Annotated in this window: 20 protein-coding genes; 17 read left to right on the plus strand and 3 right to left on the minus strand. The window is 68.7% G+C overall.

The genetic code is table 11. The features are described 5' to 3' along the window. Nucleotides 1-52: 52 nt before the first annotated feature. The 3 genes from MKK63_RS20255 to MKK63_RS20265 are packed head-to-tail and all read right to left on the minus strand — an operon-like array spanning nucleotide 53 to nucleotide 2,561. The gene (locus MKK63_RS20255; protein WP_244004956.1) at nucleotides 53-1,069 is read right to left on the minus strand and encodes a biotin-dependent carboxyltransferase family protein; all 1,017 of its coding nucleotides are present in this window, start codon (nucleotides 1,067-1,069) and stop codon (nucleotides 53-55) included. Next, a complete protein-coding gene (locus MKK63_RS20260; protein WP_244004957.1) occupies nucleotides 1,066-1,803 on the minus strand; it encodes a 5-oxoprolinase subunit B family protein in 738 nt (245 codons plus the stop codon). The genes MKK63_RS20255 and MKK63_RS20260 overlap by 4 nt, the downstream gene beginning before the upstream one ends. Further along, the gene (locus MKK63_RS20265) at nucleotides 1,800-2,561 is read right to left on the minus strand and encodes a 5-oxoprolinase subunit PxpA (protein WP_244004959.1); all 762 of its coding nucleotides are present in this window, start codon (nucleotides 2,559-2,561) and stop codon (nucleotides 1,800-1,802) included. The genes MKK63_RS20260 and MKK63_RS20265 overlap by 4 nt, the downstream gene beginning before the upstream one ends. A gap of 324 nt (nucleotides 2,562-2,885) precedes the next feature. Between MKK63_RS20265 and MKK63_RS20270 the strand changes: the two genes are divergently transcribed. The 17 genes from MKK63_RS20270 to MKK63_RS20350 all read left to right on the plus strand — a co-directional run bounded on the left by MKK63_RS20270 (nucleotide 2,886) and on the right by MKK63_RS20350 (nucleotide 16,942). Continuing rightward, nucleotides 2,886-3,284: an exopolysaccharide production protein YjbE gene (locus MKK63_RS20270; protein WP_244004961.1), complete on the plus strand. Its 399-nt coding sequence runs from the start codon at nucleotides 2,886-2,888 to the stop codon at nucleotides 3,282-3,284. Nucleotides 3,285-3,521: 237 nt separating this feature from the next. Next, a complete protein-coding gene (locus MKK63_RS20275; protein ID WP_244005095.1) occupies nucleotides 3,522-4,622 on the plus strand; it encodes an efflux RND transporter periplasmic adaptor subunit in 1,101 nt (366 codons plus the stop codon). Then, the gene (locus MKK63_RS20280) at nucleotides 4,615-7,773 is read left to right on the plus strand and encodes an efflux RND transporter permease subunit (protein ID WP_244004963.1); all 3,159 of its coding nucleotides are present in this window, start codon (nucleotides 4,615-4,617) and stop codon (nucleotides 7,771-7,773) included. The genes MKK63_RS20275 and MKK63_RS20280 overlap by 8 nt, the downstream gene beginning before the upstream one ends. A 499-nt stretch (nucleotides 7,774-8,272) precedes the next feature. Beyond that, nucleotides 8,273-8,995: a cell division protein DivIVA gene (locus MKK63_RS20285; RefSeq protein ID WP_243921858.1), complete on the plus strand. Its 723-nt coding sequence runs from the start codon at nucleotides 8,273-8,275 to the stop codon at nucleotides 8,993-8,995. A 50-nt stretch (nucleotides 8,996-9,045) separates the two neighbouring features. Beyond that, entirely contained in the window at nucleotides 9,046-9,498 is a 453-nt protein-coding gene (locus MKK63_RS20290; protein WP_244004965.1) for a hypothetical protein, read from the plus strand. 135 nt (nucleotides 9,499-9,633) lie between these two features. Next, nucleotides 9,634-10,167 carry a hypothetical protein gene (locus tag MKK63_RS20295; protein WP_244004967.1) on the plus strand — a complete coding sequence of 178 codons (534 nt, stop codon included), beginning with the start codon at nucleotides 9,634-9,636 and terminating at the stop codon, nucleotides 10,165-10,167. 25 nt (nucleotides 10,168-10,192) lie between these two features. Continuing rightward, on the plus strand, nucleotides 10,193-10,483 hold the full coding sequence (locus tag MKK63_RS20300; RefSeq protein WP_244004969.1) for a hypothetical protein: 291 nt from the start codon (nucleotides 10,193-10,195) through the stop codon (nucleotides 10,481-10,483). A gap of 430 nt (nucleotides 10,484-10,913) precedes the next feature. After that, complete coding sequence (locus MKK63_RS20305) at nucleotides 10,914-11,105, plus strand: hypothetical protein (protein ID WP_244004971.1); 192 nt, start codon at nucleotides 10,914-10,916, stop codon at nucleotides 11,103-11,105. A 3-nt stretch (nucleotides 11,106-11,108) separates the two neighbouring features. Then, nucleotides 11,109-11,930, plus strand: coding sequence for a helix-turn-helix domain-containing protein (locus tag MKK63_RS20310; RefSeq protein WP_244004973.1), 822 nt, complete (start codon nucleotides 11,109-11,111; stop codon nucleotides 11,928-11,930). Then, entirely contained in the window at nucleotides 11,920-12,540 is a 621-nt protein-coding gene (locus MKK63_RS20315) for a hypothetical protein (protein WP_244004975.1), read from the plus strand. Before MKK63_RS20310 ends, MKK63_RS20315 begins: the two co-directional genes overlap by 11 nt. Nucleotides 12,541-12,571: 31 nt before the next feature. Then, nucleotides 12,572-12,790 (plus strand): hypothetical protein, encoded by a 219-nt coding sequence (locus tag MKK63_RS20320; protein ID WP_244004977.1) that lies wholly within the window; start codon nucleotides 12,572-12,574, stop codon nucleotides 12,788-12,790. A 21-nt stretch (nucleotides 12,791-12,811) separates the two neighbouring features. Then, nucleotides 12,812-13,036: a helix-turn-helix domain-containing protein gene (locus MKK63_RS20325; RefSeq protein ID WP_244004979.1), complete on the plus strand. Its 225-nt coding sequence runs from the start codon at nucleotides 12,812-12,814 to the stop codon at nucleotides 13,034-13,036. Nucleotides 13,037-13,112: 76 nt separating this feature from the next. Next, nucleotides 13,113-13,349: a hypothetical protein gene (locus MKK63_RS20330; RefSeq protein WP_244004981.1), complete on the plus strand. Its 237-nt coding sequence runs from the start codon at nucleotides 13,113-13,115 to the stop codon at nucleotides 13,347-13,349. After that, on the plus strand, nucleotides 13,349-14,650 hold the full coding sequence (locus MKK63_RS20335; RefSeq protein WP_244004983.1) for a phage portal protein: 1,302 nt from the start codon (nucleotides 13,349-13,351) through the stop codon (nucleotides 14,648-14,650). Before MKK63_RS20330 ends, MKK63_RS20335 begins: the two co-directional genes overlap by 1 nt. Then, nucleotides 14,647-15,189, plus strand: coding sequence for an HK97 family phage prohead protease (locus tag MKK63_RS20340; protein ID WP_244004985.1), 543 nt, complete (start codon nucleotides 14,647-14,649; stop codon nucleotides 15,187-15,189). The genes MKK63_RS20335 and MKK63_RS20340 overlap by 4 nt, the downstream gene beginning before the upstream one ends. A 2-nt stretch (nucleotides 15,190-15,191) precedes the next feature. Continuing rightward, nucleotides 15,192-16,412 carry a phage major capsid protein gene (locus MKK63_RS20345; RefSeq protein WP_244004988.1) on the plus strand — a complete coding sequence of 407 codons (1,221 nt, stop codon included), beginning with the start codon at nucleotides 15,192-15,194 and terminating at the stop codon, nucleotides 16,410-16,412. Nucleotides 16,413-16,474: 62 nt separating this feature from the next. Further along, nucleotides 16,475-16,942: a hypothetical protein gene (locus MKK63_RS20350; protein ID WP_244004990.1), complete on the plus strand. Its 468-nt coding sequence runs from the start codon at nucleotides 16,475-16,477 to the stop codon at nucleotides 16,940-16,942. Nucleotides 16,943-17,204: the final 262 nt, after the last annotated feature.

Raw genomic sequence — 17,204 nt, forward strand, 5'->3', positions numbered from 1 at the left:
TTTCTCGTTGTCGTCCCGGCCGGGGCCGCTCCGCCCATAGCGCGTCGCATCGTCAGGCGCGACCATCGGCGACGCCGCCGACGAGGTTGAGGCCGAGCAGGAAATCCGAGGCGAAATCCGTCCGCACCACCGGCTCCCGCGCCACCGGTTCGTGCAAGACATCGCGCTCGGCACGGCGCGCCGCCACCGCCTCGGCCACCGTGACCTGCCGGAAGGCGATCCGCGCCCCGCCGCGCACTTGGGCGAGGCGGCCGAGATCGGGGCCGATGACCGTCGCGATCTTCGGATAGCCACCGGTGGATTGCCGGTCGGCCATCAGCACGATCGGCAACCCGTTGCCGGGCACCTGGATCGCCCCCATGGCGACCCCGTCGGAGACGATGTCGTGGCCCTTGGCGTGCGTCAGGGGCGTCCCGTCGAGGAAGCAGGCCATGCGGTCGCCCCGGGGCGAGATCGTCCAGGGCCCGGCCAGGAACGCGTCGATCTGATCTGCGGCGAAGTAATCGTCCTGCGGCCCGAGCACCACCCGGATCACCCGCGGGTCCCGGTCCAGCCAGGGCATGACGAGGCGTTGCGGGGCAACATCGCCGGATCGGGTCTCGTCCACGGGCAGCCGGTCGCCGGCCGAGAGTCCGCGCCCGTCGAGGCCGCCGAGGCCCGAGCGGGTGTGGGTCGCGGTGGAGCCGAGCACCGGCGCCACCGCGATGCGGCCGCTCACCGCGCAATAGCCCCAGGACCCCGCATCACCGGCCCGCACGACGAGCGTCCGTCCGGCCTCCAGGGTCACTGCCGTGCGATCGGGCAGCGCCGCGCCGTCCAGAGCGACCCGGAAGCCCGGCGCGATGAGCGCGAGCCCGATCGCACCGCCCTCTGCGGAGAGCGTGACGCCGCCCGTGGAGATCTCGATGGCTGTGGCGTCCAGGGCATTGCCGGCCGCCCGGTTGGCGGTGGCGTGCAGCAGCGGGTCCATCGGCCCCGCGGCCGTGATGCCGTAGCGCAGGTAGCCGTTCCGGCCGCTATCCTGCAGCGTGATCCCGGGGCCCGCGGCCGCGATGACGAGCGCCGTCATGTCCGCGACTCCCAGCGACGGGCCACCGGCTCGCCGGCGGCTTCCCGCGCCGACAGCGCGTCGAAGGTCGCGGCATCCACGGGCTCGAAGCGGATCAGATCGCCCGCGCCGACGAAGAAGCTCCGATCGCGCTCCGGCGCGTAGAGCCGGGCCGGGGTGGCTCCGATCACGTACCAGCCGGTCGGCATCGGGACGGTGGCGACCGCCGCGAGACCGCCGCCGATCACCACGGCGTTGGCCGGGTGAGGCGGGCGCGGGCTCGCCCGGCGGGGCACGGCCAGAACCTCCGGCAAACCGCCGAGATACGCGAAGCCCGGGGCGAAGCCGTACATGTAGACCCGGTAGGTCGCCCCCGCATGGGTCGCCACCACCGCGTCGGGCGAGAGGCCGGTGCGTTCGGCGACCTGGCTGATGTCCTCGCCGTGCGGGGCCGCGTAGCAGCAGGGCAGCGTCCACAGGGTGGTGTTGGCCGTGCGTTCGGTCGTCCCGGCCGCGAGGGCCCGGACCCGTTCGACGAGCGCCGCGCGATCGAGCACCAGCGGATCGTAGTGCAGCATCAGCGACCGGTAGGTCGGGACGCGCTCGCGCAGGCCCTCGGGCGGATCGGCGCCGAGGGCGTCGTCCAGCGCCAGGACCCGATCGCTGATCGCGGGATCGACCGTGCTGCCGAACTCGACCACCAGTGCGGCCTCGCCCGCATCGAGGAGCCGGGGCTCGTCCGGGGTCGCGCTCACGGCCGGAACGGTGCCAGCGTCACCCCGGCGCCCTCCAGCCGATCCCGGACCGCCCGGGCGGTGGCGACCGCGTGGGCCGAGTCGCCATGCACGCAGATCGAGCGGATCGGGGTCGACAATTCCCGGCCCGATGCGGTCAGGATGAACGCGCCCTGGACCATGCGCAGGATCCTGTCCGCCGCCTCGGCCGGATCGGTGATGAAGGCGCCCGGTTCGCTGCGGGGGATCAGCAGCCCCGCCTCGGTGTAACCACGGTCGGCGAAGATTTCCTGATGGACCTCGAGGCCCGCCGCCTCGCCGGCGCGCACCTGGGCGCTCAGCGCGATGGCCAGCAGCGCCAGCCCGGGATCGACCGCCTTGACGGCCCGCGCCACGGCATCGGCGACGGACTGGTCCTCGGCGGCGATGTTGCCCAGCGCCCCATGGGTCTTCACGTAGGTGAGGCGGTGGCCCACATAGGTGGCGAGCGCCTGCGCGGCGCCGACCTGATAGGCCACCAGCCGCTCGATCTCACCCGGGCTGAACGGGATCCGCCGGCGCCCGAAGCCCCACAGGTCCGGAAAACCCGGATGGGCCCCCACCGCGACGCCGCGCGCCTTCGCCAGTGCGAAGGTCGTCGCCATGATCTCGGGATCCCCCGCGTGCAGGCCGCAGGCGACGTTGGCGGAGGTCACGATGTCGAGGATCGCCGCGTCGTCGCCGCAGGTATAGGCGCCGTAGCCCTCGCCGAGATCGGAATTCAGGTCCACGCGCGTCAACGGATCGACTCCTTCGCGACGCCATCGCGCTGCCGGAGATGATCCGACTCGCGCCTCCGGCGGAGTGCCCGGCGGGACTTTTGAGCAGGCCGGCGGCGTGTGCAAGGGCGATCCCGCACCGCATCCGCGCAGGGCGCGGAATCGTCGCCGGATGCGGCTCGCGGAAAGCCTGACGACGAAGCGCGGCTGTAGAGACATTCAGCCTGCCAAAGCGCGCGAATTCTCAGCTCGCGCTGCAACAAGGCAAAGTTCCGGGCATTCGTACCGGAACTTCAAGGTGGATTTGGCAATTAGCCCCGAGTAAAAATATTTGGAGGAACGTTTATGAAGGTCACACGCCTGGTCAGCGCCGTCGCGCTCTTGGCCCTCGCGGCCAGCCCCGCCCTCGCTGCTCCGTGCGCGACCGGGACGACGATGCCCAAGACGCCCGATCAGCACGCCGCCAACCCCAAGAGTTCGGACGTCGACAAGTCGAGCAAGAACTTGGCCGGCGGCAATCAGCCCGCTTCGCCCGGCACGGTCGGCGCCATGAACAACGCAGGCGCCACGCAGACGGCGGACCGCGAAGCGAAGACCACGCCGGGCGCGAAGTCGAATTCGACCGATCCGGGTGCGGCGAACCTCGCGGGTGGCCAGCAGCCGGCGTCCCCCGGCACCGTGGGTGCCATGAACAAGGCGGTGGCCGATCGGGATACCGCCCCGGTGAAGGATGACGGCTGCTAAGCTACCGCAGCGCGAACCCGTTCCACGAGAGCCCGCCTCGCATCGCCGAGGCGGGCTTTCGTATGTGAGCGGTGATTGCCTCCGGCTGGTATGAGGCGCCGCATCGAGATGCGTGTCCCCGCGTTGCCCCCATCCCCCACCTTTGGCTGCAACCGAGTTTGAGCCGAGCCCATCCGGGTGTATTCGGCATCGGAGCCGGGACATTTCGGCAATGGCGCGGAGGGGCATGGCGTGCGTATGCGAGGGCGCCTGATCGTCGGCGGCGTGCTGATCGTGGCTACCGGCGCCGCCATTGCTGCGCCGGACGCGATCCTGCCGGCTGGGGCTGCCCCCTTTCTGCACGGATTGCGCGCGCAGCTTGAGACGCTCCTACCTGACCTGCACCGAGCGCCCACGGCCGACATGCGCCCGGCGGCCCCGCGTACCGCCGTCGAGGACGGGCGCACCTTCGTCCGGTTGACCCGACCGGAGCAAGCGCGGATCGGCTTGGTCGCCGAGACCCGTCCGGCCGTACCCCACCGGCAGGAACTGACCGCTTACGGCACCGTCGTCGACATCGCCCGTATCACCGAACTCACCAACAGTTACGCCGGAGCCGTCGCGGCGCTGCAGATGGCGCAGGCCCGTGTCGAGGTCTCGGCCAGCGCCGCCCGCCGCGCCCGCAATCTCGGCGCGGGCGTGGTCGCGGTCGCCCAGATCGAGACCGCCGAGGGCACCCTGCTCACCGACCGCGCCGCCCAGACGGCGGCCGAATCGCAGGTGCGCACGCTCAGCGCGACCGCGCGACAGGAATGGGGCTCGGTGCTCGGCAAGGCGATCATCGATCGCACGGCCCTCGTCACCCGCCTGATCGAGCGCGCCGATTTCCTGGTCCAGGTGACGCTGCCGCCCGGCGAGAACCTCGCGACCCCGCCCGAGGCCGCCTTCGCCGAGGTCCCGCCGCAGAGCGTGCGGGTCGCGATGCTGCTGGTCTCGGCCGCGACCCGGACCGATCCCCGCATCCAGGGGCAGAGCTTCTTCTATCTCGTCTCCGGCGACAGCGGCCTCCTGCCCGGAACCAGCACGATGGCCTTCCTGCCGGCCGAGCGGTCGGTCCGCGGCGTGCTCGTGCCCGAGGACGCGGTGGTCCACGGGGAGGGGGGGACCTGGGTGTATCGCGGCACCGGCGACGGCGCGTTCGTGCGGCACGCGATCCGGCCGGACGCGCCCATGTCGGCGGATTCGTTCGTGGTCGAGGATCTGCCGGACGGCGCCGAGATCGTGCTGCGGGGCGGGCAGGCGCTCCTCTCCGAGGAGATGAAGAGCCGCATCCGCGTCGTGGGCGACGACGATGACTGAGCCGCCGGAGGAGGCGGCTCGCGGGCCGCAGGTTGCTCTCTTGGGTTTCGCCGTCCGGCATCCGCGGGTGGTGCTGGCCCTGGCCTGCGCGCTCCTGGTGTTCGGCCTCTACGCCCTGGCGGGCGCGCGCTACGACGTCTTTCCCGAATTCGCGCCCCCGACCGTGACGATCCAGGCCGAGGCGCCCGGCCTCGACTCGGAGCAGGTGGAAGTGCTGGTTACCCAGCCGGTCGAGGTCGCGGTCGGCGGCCTGCCCGGGTTGGAGACGCTGCGCTCGACCTCGATCCAGGGACTGTCGGTGATCACCGCGGTGTTCAAGGCCGGCAGCTACGTCGACCGGGTCCGCCAGCGGGTCAACGAGCGGCTGGCGGCGCTGGCCGGGCGCCTGCCGGACGGAGTCGCGGCGCCCGCCATGACGCCGCTCACGTCATCGACGCTCACCGTGCTCCTCGTCGGCCTGACCTCGGCCTCGCGCGACGCCATGGACCTGCGCCACCTCGCCGAATGGACCGTGCGCCGCCGCCTCCAGGCGGTGCCGGGCATCGCCCAGGTGTCGCTCTACGGCGGGGCGGTGCGCTCGCTGCAGGTCCAGATCCGCCCGGACGACCTGATCCGCTACCAGATCGGCCTCAACGACGTACTGGCGGCGGCCCGGAAGGCGACCGGCGTTCGGGGGGCGGGCTTCGTCGACACGCCGAACCAACGCGTCCTGCTGCGGACCGAGGGGCAGTCGCTCACCCCGGAGGCTCTGGGGCAGACGGTGCTGCACAACGATGGCGGCCCGAGCATGCTGCTCTCCGACGTCGCCACGGTGACGGCGGCCCCGGAACCCGCGATCAGCGCCGCCCTCGTGGACGGCGCGCCGGGCGTGCTTCTGATGGTCGGCGCCCAGGTCGGCGTCGATACCAGGGCGGTCACGGCCCGCCTGGAGGCGGCCCTCGATGAACTGCGCCCGGTCCTGCAGCGGGAGGGCGTGACCCTGCGCGCCGACCTGTTCCGGCCGGCGAACTTCGTGGATGTCGCCACCGGCAACGTTATCCAGGCGCTCGCCCTCGGCGGCGTCTTGGTGGTGATCGTGCTGCTGGTCTTCCTGGCCGATTGGCGGGCCGCCCTGATCAGCGCGACGGCCATCCCCCTGTCGCTGATCGCGGCCGCGCTCGCGCTTCAGGCCTGGGGCGAGAGTCTCAACACCCTGACGCTCGGGGGACTGGCGCTGGCCATCGGCGAGGTGGTCGACGACGCGGTGATCGGCGTCGAGAACGCATCCCGCCGACTGCGGGCGGCGCGGGCCGAGGGGCGCGGCGGTGCCCGCGTCGTGTTGAGCGCCATGCTGGAGGTGCGTAGTTCCGTCGCCTACGCGACACTCGCCGTGCTCCTGATGTTCCTGCCGGTCCTGGCGCTCACCGGGGTGGCCGGGCGCCTGTTCGGACCGCTCGCGCTCGCCTACGTCGCGGCGGTCGTCGCCTCGCTCCTCGTGGCCCTGACGGTGACACCGGCCCTCGTGCTGCTCCTGCTCGGCGGCCGGTCGACCCGCGACGGAGCCCGGCGTGAGCCCCCGGTCGTACGCTGGAGCCGCGCGGGTTATCTCCGACTGCTGGCGCGGATCGGCCGGGTGCCGCGGATCGCGATCCTGACGAGCGTGCTGGTGACGCTTGGCGGTGCCGCTATCCTACCGACCCTCGGAGCGGTGTTCCTCCCCGACCTCCGGGAGGGCCACATGATCCTCCACATGGTGGCGATACCCGGCACCGCCTTGCAGGAATCGCAGCGGTTGAGCGGCCTCGTCACCGCCGATCTGAAAGCGATACCGGGGGTGCGGGCGGTCGCCGCCCAGATCGGACGCGCGGAGGCCGGCGAGGACACGGCGGGGCCGCATTACAGCGAGATCCACATCGATCTGGAGCCCGGCCTCGACGGAGCCGCCCAGCGCAAGGTCGAGACGGAGATCCGGACTGTGATCGCGGGCTTTCCCGGCGCCGCCTTCTCGCTCAAGTCCTTCCTGACCGAACGCATCGAGGAGACGGTCTCGGGATTCACCGCTTCGGTGGTGATCAACGTCATCGGCAGCGACCTCGACCGGATCGAGGCCGCCGCCCGCTCGGTCGCCCGGGAACTCGCCCAGGTGAAGGGTGCCCGCGATGTTCAGCAGGCCGCGCCGGCCGGCTTGCCGCAGGTGACCGTAGCCTTGCGTCCGGTGGATCTGCGCCACTGGGGGCTCGACCCGGTGGAGGTGCTGGAGGCGGTGCGTACCGCCTATCAGGGCGATGTCGTCGGCCAGAGCTATCGGGGCAACGCGGTAGTCAACGTGCTGGTGATCCTCGACGCGCAGGTGCGGGGCCGCCTCAGCGCCGTCGGCGACCTTCCCCTGCGGGCGCCTGGCGGGCGCTATGTGCGCCTGTCGCAGGTCGCCGATGTCTACGAGAGCGCCGGCCGCTATCAGGTTCAGCACCTCGGCGCGCAGCGGATGCAGGCGGTCACCGCCAACGTCGCGGGCCGCGACGTGGCGACCTTCGTGGCGGCGGCCAAGCGCAAGATCGCCCGGGAGGTCCGCTTGCCGGAAGGCGTGTACGTGACCTTTTCGGGCGCGGCCGAGGCGCAGGAAGCCGCGCGGCGCGATCTCCTATTCCATGCGGGTCTCGCGGGCTTCGGCATCGTGGTCCTGCTCGCGATCGTCACGGGATCCGCGGCGAACCTGATCCTCGTCCTCGTCAACCTGCCCTTCGCCTTCGTGGGCGGCGTCGCGGCGGCCGCGCTGACCGGTGGCGTACTATCGCTCGGTTCGATCGTGGGCTTCGTCACCCTGGCGGGTATTTCACTGCGCAACAGCGTGATGATGATCGCCCATTACGAGCAGATGGTGAACCGGGACGGCCGTTCCTGGAATGCCGCCACCGCCGCTGAAGGCGCCGCCGACCGGATGGTACCGATCCTGATGACGTCGCTGGTCACCGGCCTCGGCCTGCTACCGCTCGCCCTCGGCGCGGGGGAGCCCGGCCGGGAGATCGAGGGGCCGATGGCGCTCGTGATCCTTGGCGGCCTCGTCAGCTCTACGGTTCTGAACCTTCTGGTGCTCCCGATCCTGGCCGAGCGCTTCGCCCGCTTCCGTCCGGCGCGGATCGCTGACCCTGCGTCGATGCCCGCTCACCCGTGAGAATCGCGTCCGCGGCATCCCACCGGATCGATGCCGGAGTGGGTCGCTTCGGAACACGGTTCGCGCCATTAAGTGCAGAATATTGGAAGTCCATCCCAATATTCGATGCAAGAGTTCTTTGAATTTCGGACAAATACCTGAAATGATGGATATTTTTTCAAAACTTTAGAACGATTATACCATATTGTGTGGCAATTGATGCAGAAAATACTAAAATTGACCGTAATTCGTCTTATTATAAGCCAATGATCATCGATTGGTGTCACAAATATCTGCCGATCGACTGATTGAAAAGGTCGTTAACGACCAGGAAATCCAGACGAATCGCCAACCTGCAGCTGCCGAATCCACCCAAGAATCTCTGGTGCCGCCGAAGGCGACGAAGATTAATTATGGTTAGGAGGAGCTTATGAAAAGCTAGCGGGCGAATACACAATTAACGGCTCATTAACCACGTCTGTGGCTTTATCATCCCATGTTCGCCCCGGGAAAGGCAGCAATGAGCATGATCGCGGCGCCCACAGCCTCTTGGTCCCACATTCTGACGCAGGTCGCGGAAAGTCTGGACCGTATTTCCGAGAAGCCCTCGGCTGAGATCTTAAGGCTCAAACCCAGTTCCGGTCACGGCGAGATGCCGGCGCTGCGCCTGAGCCTGGACACCGACGAAGGCCCCGCCGCGATGATGCCGGAGCCGGCCGTCAACGATGCGGAGCCGGTCGCTGCGCCCACGATGGCTCTGAGCGAAGCGTCGATGCCGTCGTCCTCCGAAGCCCAGACCGATGCGGTCGCGGACTGGATGACGACCCTCGACATCATCAACGGCATGGTCGGCCTCGCCGACGAGCAGAAGAAGCGCCTTCGGGAGCAGAGCGCCTCCCACGAGGTGCTGATCGAGACGCTGCAGCGCGAGTTGAAGGAGACCCAGCAGCGGCTCCAGCTGTCCGAGATGCGGTCACACGAGATCCAGACGCGGGCCGATATCCGACTCCAGCGCGTTCAGGCGGATGCCGACTCGCAGGTGGAGGAGATTCGCGCCGAGGCGGAAGCGCGGGTGCGCACCCTGCAGGCCGAGGCCGAGGCTTGGGTTCGTGCGGCCGAGGAGCAGGTGCGGGTCGCCGACCTGCGGGCCTACACTGCCGAGAAGTGGCTCTCGCGGATTGATGCGGCGGCCAAGACACTTCTGCTCGGCGGCCATATGGGTCAGGTCCAGTTCGAAGGCTGAGGGACGAGCGTCCCGATGTCTTCGTTCCCGCCCCGGCTTCAGGATCGACCATGGACCAGTCAAGACGGATCGAGTCCGACCCGGTGAACGCTTTGGCATCGGGCGAGCATGGCGCCGGATCCGAGTCCAAGGTCGTCGTCCTGGGATCGGTGCCGACGGCCACGAAATGGTCGAGCTTGCTCGATCGGGTGCGTGGCGCAGCGCATTACATCCGCGCAGTCGAGGATCGCGCGCAGGATTACGAAGTGCGGGTTCAGGAGCTGGTCGAGCAGGTCCAGGCCGATCTCCGGGACGCCGACGCGAAGGTCCGCGCCGCCGATCAACGCACCGAAGAGGCCCACGCGCAGGCCGCAATGCTGATCCGGGCCGCCGATGAGCGGGCCCGTCTCGCGGAAGAGCGTGCGGCGTCGGCCGAGGAGTGGCTGCGCCGGATTTCTGAGACGATCGAGTCCGAATTCGTCGTTGAGCCTGCCGCGCGCAGGACCGGCACATCGGGCACCTGAGATTGAGTTGCTTGGCTCCCGATCCGCGGGAGCTGCCGCAGGTCGGATAAGCCGTAACGGATGCTCCGCGCGAACATCCGACGCGGTGTCGCCGGGCCGCCGTCTTGAGACACCTACGGGCAGAAGGGAATGGCGATGCCAGCGATGGACGAGGCGTTCTGGGCCACTCTCGACGCGCATATCGTGGCGCATCGACCGGACGGCCAGGACAAGCCGCCGGTGGCTCCGTCCCCGCCCGCGCCGGCGCTCGCCGTGGTGAGCGATGCACCGCCCGTGCCCCGTCGCGTGGCCTCGGACTGGACCGGTGTTCTCGATACCCTGACGGCGGCCAAGAGCGCCGCCCAGCAGCAGGAGGCGCGCCTGCGCGAACAGGCCGCCGAGCAGGACGCCCTTCTGCAGGAATTGAAGCGGTCGCAGCAGGAGGCCCGCGCCTTCGAGCAGCTGGTGCGCGAGGTTCAGGTTCAGGCGAATGCGAAGGCCGCTGAACTCCGCGCGCGTGTCGAGGCGCAAATCGGAAAGATCCAGGCGGAGGCTGCCGCGAAGCTGCAGGCCATGGAGGCGCGGGTCCAGGCCGCCGAGCGCCGCGCCGAGGCGGCCGAGGGCTGGCTGGTGCGGATCGAGCAGGCGAGCCGGGACTTGGTTCCGGGCGAGCGGCGGGCTGCGGCCTGAGGGATTTCGTCGGAGGTTCAGACCCGTGCGCGCCCTCGGTCCCAATGCGGTTCAGCTGACCGGCCCGCGGTACAGTGCCGGGTGGCTCTTCGACCCGATGTCGCCGCGATCGCGCTCCGGGGGCGTTTGGCTCCGCCGGGCACTACTGGCGTTGCCGCTCGCGCTGGCGCTCGGCGGCTGCACGATGGTGCAGGCGGATCCGGTCGATCGGGCCACGCTCGGGCCGCTCTCACTGCTTCAGACGTCCGCCCCACATGCGGCCGCAACCGACGCCGCCGATGATGGGTCTTGGCGCCTGCGCCTGTCGCGGCTGTAGACCTGAAGCGCCACGTCTGGTGGGCGGCCGCCATCGTTTGCGCCTCCTGAACCCTCGTCGGCCTAAGCCCCCAAGAAAGGGTAACCGGCGTCAGGCGGAGGGAGGACTGGAGCGGGCGATCGGGATCGAACCGACGACATTCAGCTTGGGAAGCACAGGTAAGCCGCTGATCTGATTGACCCATGTTCCTCGTCGCACGGCGACGAAAGGAACGTGTCGTGGCTCATCGAAAAGGAAACGCCGTCGCGGGGGTTGGAGCCCGCAACGGCGCAAAACAGATCGGCACCCGCAAAGGAACCGGGGTCAGCAATAGGGCGGATCGGGCCGCCGTGGCAAGCGCCCTGACAGCTGTCCTGGACTGCCGCGGCATGGTGCTGGCGGTCGTCAGCAGCCGCGTCGAGGCGCGGGCCTACCTACGGGGAGGCTGCGCATGACGCGCCGCGACCTCGCCCCGATCATCGCCCGAGTGCTGGTAGAGAACCCGCCGGAGCCGATGAGCACCAACGGCACGGTGCTGTGGATCTTCCGGACCTGGCCCGACTGCTCCGGAGAGGAAGCCCTACGCGCCATCGAGATCGCTGACGAGTTGATCGCGGTCGACTGCATGGCGCGGGAGGCCTGACCCATGGCAGCCGTCACGCTCCTCCAGAAATGGCAGCTGTTGCAGGCGATCCTGGCGGACGCTGAGTTGCCGGCGACCGCGAAGCTGGTTGCGGCCCGGCTGCTCTATCACCACAGCGCACAGACCGGCCGCTGCTCGCCCTCGTATCAAACAGTGGCCGATGGGATCGCCCTTCAGCGTCGAGCCGTGATCCGGGCGGTACAGGATCTCGAAGCTCGCGGCTGGCTGATCGTGAGCCGGGTCAAGGGCGGCGATCCGTCCGCAGCTCAGGGGTTCGTGACGAACGGATTCCGGATCAATTTCGACCGGTCCAACGAGTCCCCCCCGGTGCACGGTGAGACACTCCCCCCGGTGTCTGATGAGACACTCCCCCCCGGTGCACCGGGAGACACTCCCCCCGGTGTCTCGCAAGACACCCCCGGAGTGTCTGGTGAGGCACTCCCCCCAGTGTCTGGTGAGACACCCAACTCAGGGAAAGATACAGGGAAAGGAAACAGGGAAGAGTCTCCCCCAACCCCCTCAGCCTTCGACGAGTGGTGGGAGACGTACCCGCGGCGCGATGGGAAGATCGCTGCCCGGAAGGCCTTCGATCGAGCGCTGAAGGATCGAGCTGCGACGGTCGAGGAGTTGATCGCCGGAGCCCGCCGCTACGCCGATTCCCGGGCCGGCCAGGATCCGAAATTCACGAAAGTCCCGACCACTTGGCTGAACGGAGGCCATTGGGCCGACGAACCCGCGCCCCGCCACACGGTGACAGTTGCAAACGGCCGGCAGTCGTTCAGTGCCCTCGACGCCCTCCGGAGGAATCTCTGCGATGACGAATGAGATCACCACCGCCCGAGCACGTTCGCTCAGCCGCAACAGCGCGCTGCCCAACTTGGACCGCCAGCTCAGTGTTGAGGTTCTCCTCGCGAGACTGGGCCAAGTAAACATGATTAGCTTCACGACTTCGATCCCAGACGCAAGCTTTTTGGCTCGAAACTCGCGGGAGCTGCAGCGAGTTCGCGAGCAGGTTGATGCGGGACCCGATGCAAATTTGCTGCTGAGTCTGGTCGAAAACACTACAGACGCGCTGCAAACGGATCCTGATCCGAAAGTAACCGCGGTAGCGGTCGCCCTTTTGTTTGATAGCCGGGCTCGGCAGCCAGCGAACCCGATCACTTACCTCAGCATCTTGTGCAGCGACCTCGTGAGACTGGGCTTTCAGCCCGCGGTAGTCGCCGCAGCATGTCAGAGACTTCGAGAGACGACAGCATTCATTCCAGAGATATGCGAAGTCATAGAGGCTTGCCGCAAGGTTCAATTACAATACAGAGCCACCGCGCGAATGGCGTCGCTGGTGCTGCAAACTCGAATGGAGGCAGTAGCGGCGATCCGGGAAGCCGAGAGCTTGCCGCCACCGGCTCGTAAGCCGCGCGATTGCGGCGGCTGGTGATCAATACGAAGAACTGGCGAGAGGAACTGAAATGACAGACTCTGTCGACATGGGCTGCAAGAGCTTCAACGTCTTGACCCTGGCCGATGCTGAAGGCGGACGCCACGTGGTGATCATCTTCGAGCGTGCTGACGGCGAGCCGTCGCTGTTGCTGGCCCTGGATGCCGATACGGCGATGGCGGCGGCTGGCGACCTGATCAACTCGGCGATGACGGCGCGCGGCATGGAGCCGCCCGCGACTGCACAGTGAGCCGTCCGGCGGGAGACGACAATGATGACCGATCAGCCCCTCGCCGACGACCTGCTTGAAGGCACCGACGCCATCGCTCGGTTCCTCTACGGCCCAGGTGGCAGCAAGCGCAAAGCACAAAGGGCGATCCATGCGGGACACATCCCGTTCTTTCGGATCGGCGGGCGGATCTGCGCCAGGAAAAGCGCGATCATGCGGTGGATAACCACGCAGGAAACGTCGAGTATTACCGCACAGTACCGCTGAGTACCGAAAAATACCGAATTTTTCCTTTGACATGATCCAGAACGGTCCGGCAGTCCTGCACCTCTAGGATCGCCCGATGCCTGAACGGCCAAAGCCACATCCCTCGAAAGACGGCATGGTCCGCGGCGTCGCCTTCCTGGCGCTCACCGCGAGCGGCGGGCGTGGCATCGACGCGATCGACCGCGAGGCGTTATTCGGCATGGCGATCGGGATTTTGCCCGGCCTGACGGAGGAACAGTTCGAGCATGGGCTCGCGCTGGCGCGCATGGCAGCGCCTGAGCTGCTGCCGCTCCTGCGGGAGGGCGTGCGCTGATGTGGCCCTTCACCGCCCGCGAAGAGCAGGCCGCCCCCGCGATCCTTGATGACGAGACCAAGGCAGCGCCGCCCGCGGTCGAGCGCGCCACGCTGTCGAGCCCCGACGACGAGCTCTACCTGCTGCTGACGGGCGGATACGGGACCGGCACCGCGTCGGGCGAGAGCGTCGGGCCCAACTCGGCGTTGCGGGTCCCGGCGGTACTGGCCGCGGTCCGCGTGATCGCCAACACGGTCGCCAGCCTCGATGTCAGGGTGATGCGCCTTCAGGCCGATGGCGTGGCGCTGGAGGACTTCGAACATCCGGCCAACGCAATCCTCGCCCGGCCGGCCCCGTGGTCGGGCCGATTTACGTACTTCCAGACGCTCACCTTCGACGCGCTGAAGCACGGCGTCGGCTACGCGGTAGCGAACCGGCTACGAGGCGAGGTCCGCGAGCTGATCCGGATCCGGCCCGGGTCGCTGGCCTGTGATCTGAACCTCGACACGGGCGAGCCGTCCTATCGCTACGGCGATCGGGTCTACCCCTGGCAGGACGTGGTGCACGTCCAGCCGATCCCGTCCGACAACGGCGAGCTGACCAGCATCGTCAATCTCGCCCGGGAGGGCATCGGGTTCGCGGGGGTCCTGCAGAAGCACGGCGCCCGCCTGTTCGCCAACGGGGCCAAGCCCGGCGGTATCCTGAGTGTGAAGCCCTCGCCAGGCGAGAAGACCGTGTCGCCGACCGTGCTTAAGCGCGTGGCCGAGGTCTGGAGCAAGACCTTCGGCGGCGGCGGCGCCGGGAAGACCGCCGCGCTGCCGGCCGACGTGTCCTACGAGTCGCTGGCGATGAATAGCGTCGATGCGCAGTACCTCGACCTGTGGAAGCTCGCCATCCTGGAGATCGCGCGGGCGTTCGGTGTGCCGCCGCAGTTCCTTCAGGATCTGGAGCGCACGACGCACAGCAATGCCGAGGAACTTGGCCTTCAGTTCGTGCAGTTCTGCATCGCGCCGTTCTGTGGACTGTTCACGGAAGCGCATGAGCGGGTGCTGTTCACCGACGACGAGCGGAACACGTACTTCATCGAGTTCGACTACTCGGATCTGCTGCGACCGAATACGCAGGCGCTGTTCGATGCCATGCAGAAGGGCGTCGTCGGCGGCGTGCTGACCCCGAACAACGCCCGGCGGCGGATCGGCGAGCAGCCGGTGAAGGGCGGCGACACGCTGCTCGTACCGCTCAACACCCGCCCGGTGGATCAGCCCCAACCCATCGCGCAGCCGGCCACGCCGCCCGCGCCAACCCCGGAGCCGGTGCCATGAGCGAGAACAAGGCCGGCGCCGTCCTGCCGATCGAGGCGAAGGCGATCGGGGATACGGGCGAGTTCGAGGGCTACGCCAGCACGTACGGCGTGGACCAGGGCCGCGACCGCGTGTTGCCCGGCGCTTTCGCCGAGAGCCTGCGCATCCGCGGCGCAGCGCGGGTGAAGATGCTGCGGGACCATGATCCCCGGCAGCTCATCGGCGTTTGGACCGCGATGGCCGAGGATGGCCGCGGGCTGCACGTGAAGGGCCGGGTCATCGTCGAGACGCAAGCGGGCCGCGAGGCGCACGCGCTGATGAAGGCGGGCGCGCTCGACTCCCTGTCCATCGGCTTTCGCACCGTTCGGCACCGGATGGACCGCAAGAGCGGCGAGCGCCTGCTCGAGGCGCTCGACCTCCGCGAGATCAGCCTCACCGGCTTCCCGATGAACGAGGCCGCCACGGTCTCGCACGTGAAGCACACCCTCAACGACCCCGCACAGGCGCGTCGCCTCGTGCAGGCCCTCGACCGCGCCACAGCGGCACTCGGAAGGAACTGATCATGGACACGCGAGGCGCTTTCGATCCCGACCTGATCGGGCTGGAGTTCAAGGACGAGACCGGCGGCGCTGGCGGCGGCGAGGGTGGCGGCGAAGGCGAGACCGATGTGGCCGCCGCCGTCGCGCGGCTCCAGACCGGCTTCGACACGAAGATGGCCGAGATGGGCCGGGACCTGAAGGCGGCGAACGATCGCGCCGACGCGCTGGAGGTGCGGATGAACCGTCCGGGCGGCCAGGCCGCCCAGGGCAGCGCGCCTCAGCTCACGGGCGAGCAGAAGGCGTTCTTCGGCCTGATCCGCGCCGGCAGAGACGCACTCACCGCGGAGGAGCTGAAGATGCTCCGCGTCGCGGATGGCCCGTCCGGCGGCTACCTCGCCCCGCCCGAGTTTACCACCGAGATGATTCGCAACCTGGTGCAGATGAGCCCGGTCCGCGCCGCGGCCCGCGTCGGCAGCATGTCGGCAGCCAGCCTCTACATCCCTCGCCGGACGCAGAACGTCACGGCCCGGTGGGTCGGCGAGATCGAGACGCGCAGCCCGACGCAGCCGCAGTTCGGCCAGATCGAGGTGGTGGCGCACGAGGCCGCGGCCTACGTCGATGTGAGCAACGCCCTGCTGGAGGACGCCGCGATCGACATTGGCGCCGAGCTCGCCTTCGACTTCGGCGAGGAGTTCGGGCGATTGGAGGGCCAGAGCTTCATCCTCGGCAACGGTGTGAAGAAGCCCCTGGGTCTGCTGGCCGACAACACTGTTCCGGTGGTGCCCTTCTCGGCCGCTGCGATCCTGGCGGCCCCACCCGCAAAGGGCACGCAGGCGCCGTTCGCCGATGCCCTGGTGGCCTTCATGTACAGCCTGCCGATCTTCTACCGGTCGCGGGCTGCGTGGATGATGAACGGCCCGACCATCGGCCTCATCCGCGGGATGCGGGACACGACCGGCCGCTTCCTGTGGCAGGAGTCCCTGGCCGCCGGCGAGCCGCCGACGTTGCTCGGCCGGCCGGTGATCGAGGCGCCAGACATGCCCGACGTGGCGGCCGGCAACATCCCGATCCTGTTCGGCGACTTCCAGCGCGGATACCGGATCTACGATCGCGTCGGCGTCAGCTTCCTCCGCGATCCGTACACGCTCGCCACCGTGGGTCAGACCCGCTTCCATGCTCGGATGCGCGTCGGTGCGGCCCCCGTGCAGACCGAGGCCTATCGCGGCCTCAGCGTCACCGCCTGATCCCGATCGGCGCCAGACCGGCGCCGTTCGCCCCGCAACCTCTCGCAGAAGGAACGGCGCCGATGCGCGACCTCGCTTCCAAGATTCAGGCGCTCAGCGCCATCGCTCCGGGCATCTACAAAGCCGATCCGGACGCCGCTTCGATCGACCGCGCCGGCTTCGAGTCGGTGACGTTCCTGATCAGCATCGGCGTCGGCGGTATCACCTTCACCGATGCCAACAACATCCGGTTCAAGATGGAGGACAGCGACGACGGCGTGAACTGGAACGCGGTTTTGCTGTCGAACCTCGCGCCGCTGCTCAAGAACCCGGACGGAACGGCCACGATCGACACCGGGATCGACACGTTCCTGCTGATCAATCAGGCGCACCCGGCCGCGACGGTCAACCGGCAGGGCTATGTCGACGGCTATGCCGGCGAGCGCCGCTACGTCCGAGTGCGGGCCGTCTTCGGGGGCTCGCACAGCAGCGGCACGCCGATCTCGGTGACGGCTCTGCTGGGATCCTTCCGCCAAGCGCCGATCGCCTGACCATGCAGCGCGCGCCTCGCCGTTGTGCCTGCGGCCACCGCATCGATCCCGGTGCGCTGTGCCCGTGCCAGCGTAGGCGCGCCGCTGCTGCCGATGCGCAGCGACCGACCGCCCGCGAGCGCGGCTACAGCTCGAAGTGGGAGCGCGAGAGTAAGGCGTTCCTCGCATTGCCCGGCAACGAGCGCTGCGCCTGCGGCTGCGGTCGCAAGGCCGACATGGTTGACCACCGCGAGGCCCACCGCGGTGATCATCATCTGTTCTG

This window comes from Methylobacterium sp. J-088 (assembly GCF_022829295.1).
Classification (GTDB): Bacteria; Pseudomonadota; Alphaproteobacteria; order Rhizobiales; family Beijerinckiaceae; genus Methylobacterium.

Bases quoted from the DNA above. Each gene is read 5' to 3' on its own strand.
- MKK63_RS20255 (WP_244004956.1), bottom strand. From the start codon at position 1,069: ATGACGGCGCTCGTCATCGCGGCCGCGGGCCCCGGGATCACGCTGCAG.
- MKK63_RS20280 (WP_244004963.1), top strand. From the start codon at position 4,615: ATGACTGAGCCGCCGGAGGAGGCGGCTCGCGGGCCGCAGGTTGCTCTC.
- MKK63_RS20310 (WP_244004973.1), top strand. From the start codon at position 11,109: ATGGCAGCCGTCACGCTCCTCCAGAAATGGCAGCTGTTGCAGGCGATC.
- MKK63_RS20290 (WP_244004965.1), top strand. From the start codon at position 9,046: ATGGACCAGTCAAGACGGATCGAGTCCGACCCGGTGAACGCTTTGGCA.
- MKK63_RS20295 (WP_244004967.1), top strand. From the start codon at position 9,634: ATGCCAGCGATGGACGAGGCGTTCTGGGCCACTCTCGACGCGCATATC.
- MKK63_RS20320 (WP_244004977.1), top strand. From the start codon at position 12,572: ATGACAGACTCTGTCGACATGGGCTGCAAGAGCTTCAACGTCTTGACC.
- MKK63_RS20270 (WP_244004961.1), top strand. From the start codon at position 2,886: ATGAAGGTCACACGCCTGGTCAGCGCCGTCGCGCTCTTGGCCCTCGCG.
- MKK63_RS20305 (WP_244004971.1), top strand. From the start codon at position 10,914: ATGACGCGCCGCGACCTCGCCCCGATCATCGCCCGAGTGCTGGTAGAG.
- MKK63_RS20345 (WP_244004988.1), top strand. From the start codon at position 15,192: ATGGACACGCGAGGCGCTTTCGATCCCGACCTGATCGGGCTGGAGTTC.
- MKK63_RS20340 (WP_244004985.1), top strand. From the start codon at position 14,647: ATGAGCGAGAACAAGGCCGGCGCCGTCCTGCCGATCGAGGCGAAGGCG.
- MKK63_RS20275 (WP_244005095.1), top strand. From the start codon at position 3,522: ATGCGAGGGCGCCTGATCGTCGGCGGCGTGCTGATCGTGGCTACCGGC.
- MKK63_RS20350 (WP_244004990.1), top strand. From the start codon at position 16,475: ATGCGCGACCTCGCTTCCAAGATTCAGGCGCTCAGCGCCATCGCTCCG.
- MKK63_RS20330 (WP_244004981.1), top strand. From the start codon at position 13,113: ATGCCTGAACGGCCAAAGCCACATCCCTCGAAAGACGGCATGGTCCGC.
- MKK63_RS20285 (WP_243921858.1), top strand. From the start codon at position 8,273: ATGAGCATGATCGCGGCGCCCACAGCCTCTTGGTCCCACATTCTGACG.
- MKK63_RS20325 (WP_244004979.1), top strand. From the start codon at position 12,812: ATGATGACCGATCAGCCCCTCGCCGACGACCTGCTTGAAGGCACCGAC.
- MKK63_RS20315 (WP_244004975.1), top strand. From the start codon at position 11,920: ATGACGAATGAGATCACCACCGCCCGAGCACGTTCGCTCAGCCGCAAC.
- MKK63_RS20335 (WP_244004983.1), top strand. From the start codon at position 13,349: ATGTGGCCCTTCACCGCCCGCGAAGAGCAGGCCGCCCCCGCGATCCTT.